Annotated in this window: 1 protein-coding gene; it reads left to right on the forward strand. The window is 39.6% G+C overall.

What is annotated here, in order from left to right:
- Positions 1-107 precede the first annotated feature (107 nt).
- The gene (locus tag R7Q41_RS23940; RefSeq protein ID WP_318144701.1) at positions 108-1,202 is read left to right on the forward strand and encodes a hypothetical protein; all 1,095 of its coding nucleotides are present in this window, start codon (positions 108-110) and stop codon (positions 1,200-1,202) included.
- Positions 1,203-1,487: the final 285 nt, after the last annotated feature.

A 1,487-nucleotide genomic window follows, 5' to 3' on the forward strand; every position in this document is an offset into this window, starting at 1 on the left:
TTTGCGGTGGCTTATAGTGATTAAGGCGCTGTGCGGTAGCTTTTGTATTGCGTTACTCACACCTTAGCAAGGCGTTAGCCGTTTCATCAGCTTAATAGGAAACGTCAATGTTTAAAGAGCAATCAGAAATAATAGTCAAAGCTAGTGGTGATGAGATCGACTATCTAAAGGGTATTCGGCAATGTATGAGTGACAAAGACTTCAAATTGCTAGTGAAAAATGAGTTTTCTAAGTACATAAAAAACACTACTGCTGTAAATCACATGATTGATAGTGGTAGTCATGCCTATGAACTTTCAACAATTTTGAAAATGTCTAATTCGGTCTGGTTTGCATCAGCGCTAGATTATTTCTGTTCAGCGTTTCGTTCAGCAATGCTTCACCACCCTGAAGAAGTGATCTCAATAGTTGAAGAGTGCTATACCAAAGTTCATCATTCGCTGGCGAATTATCACGATGCATTCTTTCTGCAAAATTATGAATCACTAACTCAAACAAGACTAAAGGTACGGGCGTATTTTCGAATGCTCGGAGACACTTTAGAGAGTGTGCACTTCCCGCATATCCAATTTATGTATCAAGTATTAACTAAGGTACCAGACTCAGTGCTTTATGGTCGGAAGTTACAAGTGTCAAATGGAAAGGCGGTTTCAGAATTATTAGAGATTAATGAGTTTCGCTTGGCTTTAGAGGGGAGTCTCAAGAACGTTTCACTGAGTCAGTGGCGCAATATCAGTCATCATTCTTCTTATCACTATGATACCACTAGGGATCTAGTGATCTGTACATATGGAAACGACAATAAAGTAGAACTCACTTTTAATGAGCTCGAAACATTGATGGTTGATTTCGATACCATTCAAGCTTTATTGAAGATTTGTGTCGATTTTCCACTTATGGATTTCTTAGGAAGCTTCGAATTCGACAGCTCTTTAGAATTGACAGTTGAAACTTTGTTATCTCAACTGGGCAATACTCTGGCTCTAAATAGCTATACCTTAATTGGTATAGATAAAGTACTTAACAGCTGGACCATTAACATCGAAGATACTGGTATGAGAGGGGTAAAAGGGTTCAAAAGTAATGGTCCAATGTTCTTTCCTTATATTGGTCTGTTATCAGAGAAAGGCATCAATGTAACACTGGAACTGTTTACACCCGCTGGGACTAGTATTCAAAAGGCAATGGTTCAATCGAAGTAAAACGGCTAACAAACAATTTAAGAGTGATTCCCCACGCTTGGCATTTTTGGTTTGGGTCAAGTTTAGTGTTTACAGCGTCCAAGTTGAGTCTCGTGGTAGCGTGGCTCACACCTTAATTGGGCGTTAGTACGGGTTTGACATCAAAGGTCATAAGTTTTGGTGTTTATCTGTGTTGGCGCTCGTGTTTACACCTTTCAGTTAGTGCCTTTCACGTTCTTTCCGGTGGCACTATATGCGGAGTGTTTGCTTTGATTTCACCGTTTACGGTCTCTAACTCTTAGCCTA

This window comes from Vibrio sp. 2096 (assembly GCF_033339595.1).
GTDB classification, from domain to species: Bacteria; Pseudomonadota; Gammaproteobacteria; order Enterobacterales; family Vibrionaceae; genus Vibrio; species Vibrio alginolyticus.